Source organism: Bellilinea sp., from assembly GCF_034432615.1.
In the GTDB taxonomy this organism is placed as follows: domain Bacteria; phylum Chloroflexota; class Anaerolineae; order Anaerolineales; family Anaerolineaceae; genus Bellilinea.
In genome coordinates this window covers 1-3,096 of sequence record NZ_DAOUBL010000180.1, presented here as the reverse complement: position 1 = coordinate 3,096, position 3,096 = coordinate 1, and the positions used below count along the sequence as shown (strand labels likewise).

The following is a 3,096-nucleotide window of genomic DNA, read 5'->3' as shown; positions in this document are numbered from 1 at the left end:
AGGGGATGATGGGATAGTCTACTCCTCAAGGTAACTTGGGGGAAAGTGCGTGAGACAGGTCGGTCTCTATCCGCTGCGGGCGTAGGGAACGTGAGGGGGGCTGCCCCTAGTACGAGAGGACCGGGGTGGACAGACCTCTGGTGTGCCAGTTGTCGTGCCAACGGCATCGCTGGGTAGCCATGTCTGGCAGGGATAACCGCTGAAAGCATCTAAGCGGGAAGCTCGCCTCAAGATGAGATCCCTCATTCTGTAATGGAAGTAAGGTCGCAGGTAGACTACCTGCTTGATAGGCGGCGTGTGTAAGCGCAGCAATGCGTTGAGCTAAGCCGTACTAATGACCGAGGGCTTTGCACGTGGTGCGGAGAACTCAGCACTCATTTCCGAAGTGTCTACAACATACTATTCGGTTGAAACTTAACATAAAAAAAAGGTCTCTTGGTGATTTGAGCGACAGTGGTACACCCGGTCACATCCCGAACCCGGTCGTTAAGGCTGTCAGCGCCGATGGTACTTGGGGGGCGACCCCCTGGGAGAGTAGGTCATTGCCAAGAGACTTTTTTGATTTAACGTCCCCTTATCGTTCGTTGAAAATCAGTTATACTTGATATTATGGACTTTATTCGCCAGCTTATTGCATGGATTTCGCGGATCTTTGCACCTGCTGCAGCCCCGCTTGCCCCTCAACCTCAAGGTGCGCTTCCGCAGCCAATTACCCGCAAGGTGATGATGATCGTCTTCGATCCGTTCATCCCTGATGGCGGTACTCAACGATTAAGTCAATACCTGAATTGGTCGGATGCGGATGCACTGGCGAATCAATATATTCAGGACCTGCAAACCTGCTCGCATGGTTACCTGACTTACCAAATTGTTGAAAAAATGACCGTGGATGGTTTCCCCGTCAAAAAAGACGGCTTTGCGTACTCTGTGAGCGGCTACTTACAAGCCTGGCAAAATCAGACCGGTTTTCATCAGCCGGATCTGGCGGATTATGCCAGAATACTCAGCGATTTTAACATCGTCCAAAAAATTAACAGCGGCATCATAGATGAAGTCTGGTTTTTTGGGATGCCCTATGCCGGTTTTTATGAATCGGTGATGGTGGGAGCGGGCGCGTTCTTTGTCAACGCACCGCCGCTCGCCGCTGCCGGCGTTCAGCGCTCGTTTATCATCATGGGGTTCAATTACCAGCGCGGGGTGGGAGAAATGCTGGAAGCGTTTGGCCATCGGGCCGAGTTTGTGCTGGGGCGTGTATTCCGCAACCTGAGCGGTAATGCGAATTTGTGGGAACGCTTTACCCGCTACGATAAACTCCACCCCGGTCAGGCGGAGTGCGGTACGGTTCACTTCGCGCCGAATTCTCAGATGGATTATGACTGGGGCAACACCACTTTCGTCCCCAGCCGCTGCCGAAACTGGCTTAAATTTCCCGATCTTTCCGATCCGCCGGTGATGGTCAACTGTGCCGAATGGGGCAACGGCGAGATCCGTCAACATCATATCTGGTGGTTGAGATTGTTTCCGCACCTGACCGGCCGATCCAACGGCATCTCATGGAACTGGTGGGAGTATGTTGCCGATCCGGGACGAGTGCGGTAAGCAAAATCAAAAAACTTCTGGGAGCAGCCATGACAAACCGTTTGGATGAATTTCAGGCGTATCGCCAGCGCATGAACGAGCGTATTTTGGGCATTGATCATCTTGGCATAAAACGCTTTTTTAATCTGGATACTTCCGCATATCATGACGGGGCGCTGGATAGCAAGACGAAAGAATTGCTCGGTTTGGTGGCTTCGATGGTGCTGCGGTGTAATGATTGCATTGATTATCATATTCTCCAATGTGTACAGGCTGGCTGGACCGATGAAGAACTGTATGATGCTTTCAATGTTGCCTTAATCGTCGGGGGGAGTATTGTCATACCTCACCTTCGGCATGCTGTTGAGACGCTCGATTTGGCGCGGCAGCAAAGCAATTGAAAAAATTGCAATGAATATTCTTATCCTGCGTTCGAATCCCATTGCACCTGATCCGCGTGTGGAAAAAATTGCCCGTGTGCTGATTGGTCAGGGCTGGAAAGTAGAACTTCTGGGGTGGGATCGCACCGGTGAGATGCCTGTGGCTGAGCGAACTGAGCTGGGGATGATCCATCGTTTGCCAATTCGTGCTCCTTTTGGAAGTGGTCTTGGCAATCTGCCCCAGTTGGTACGCTGGCAGATTGGATTGATGAGTTGGTTGCTTCGTCATCGTCAGGACTTCGATGCGATTCATGCCTGTGATTTTGATACGGTTCTACCTGCCCTGATCCTGCACTGGTTGTACAAAAAAAAGCTGGTTTATGACATTTTTGATTTTTATGCCGATCATCTGAGGCGGACTCCCGGGCTGATCAAGAAAATGATTCGTAAAGTGGATTTGTGGGTGATTGGGCAGGCAGATGCGGTGATTCTGGTAGATGAAAGCCGCCGTGAGCAAATCCGCGGCTCAAAACCACGGCGCTTGACGGTGATTTACAATTCGCCCGAAGATTGGATGCCAACTGAATTCTCCCAGACGGACGAAAGCTCATCAAAGATTGGGCTGCGGCTTGCTTATGTGGGTCTGTTGCAGCGCGAGCGCGGCTTATTTGAGCTGCTGGAGGTGTTGTCCAAACACCCTGATTGGGTTCTGGAATTGGCTGGATTTGGCGGCGATCAAGATGAAATACTGGAAAAGATTAAAGGCATGAACAACGTCCGATGGCATGGTCGGGTTTCTTATGAGACTGCGTTAAGCCTTTCGGCGGCTGCGGATGTTCTGATTGCCACCTACGATCCGGCAATCGCCAATCATCGTTACTCCAGTCCTAATAAAATTTTTGAAGCAATGATGTTGGGGCGGCCGATCATTGTGGCTGAGAATACCAATATTGATCGGATTGTGCAGCGGTATAATAACGGTATTGTGGTTCCGTATGGAGATTGTCCTGCATTGGAGCAAGCATTGACCAGACTTTCGCTGGATGGCCAGACGCGTGAACAAATGGGGCGCAATGGGCGGCTTGCCTACGAAAAAGAGTATGGCTGGCATATCATGCGCGACCGATTAATTCAGTTG

The 3,096-nt window shown here is 51.0% G+C and carries 3 protein-coding genes and 2 rRNA genes; all 5 read left to right on the top strand.

Translation table 11 applies throughout. The features are described 5' to 3' along the window. Positions 1-355, top strand: a 23S ribosomal RNA gene (locus VAE48_RS08350); the annotation flags it as partial. A gap of 79 nt (positions 356-434) precedes the next feature. After that, positions 435-551, top strand: a 5S ribosomal RNA gene (gene rrf / locus VAE48_RS08345). A gap of 58 nt (positions 552-609) precedes the next feature. Then, positions 610-1,599 (top strand): hypothetical protein, encoded by a 990-nt coding sequence (locus VAE48_RS08340; RefSeq protein WP_322792863.1) that lies wholly within the window; start codon positions 610-612, stop codon positions 1,597-1,599. A gap of 29 nt (positions 1,600-1,628) precedes the next feature. Then, a complete protein-coding gene (locus VAE48_RS08335) occupies positions 1,629-1,979 on the top strand; it encodes a carboxymuconolactone decarboxylase family protein (protein WP_322792862.1) in 351 nt (116 codons plus the stop codon). Between the two features lie 10 nt (positions 1,980-1,989). Next, on the top strand, positions 1,990-3,096 hold a 1,107-nt coding region (locus VAE48_RS08330), incomplete at its 3' end, for a glycosyltransferase family 4 protein (protein ID WP_322792861.1).

Coding starts and splice junctions, on each gene's coding strand:
- VAE48_RS08340 (WP_322792863.1), top strand. CDS start 610: ATGGACTTTATTCGCCAGCTTATTGCATGGATTTCGCGGATCTTTGCA.
- VAE48_RS08335 (WP_322792862.1), top strand. CDS start 1,629: ATGACAAACCGTTTGGATGAATTTCAGGCGTATCGCCAGCGCATGAAC.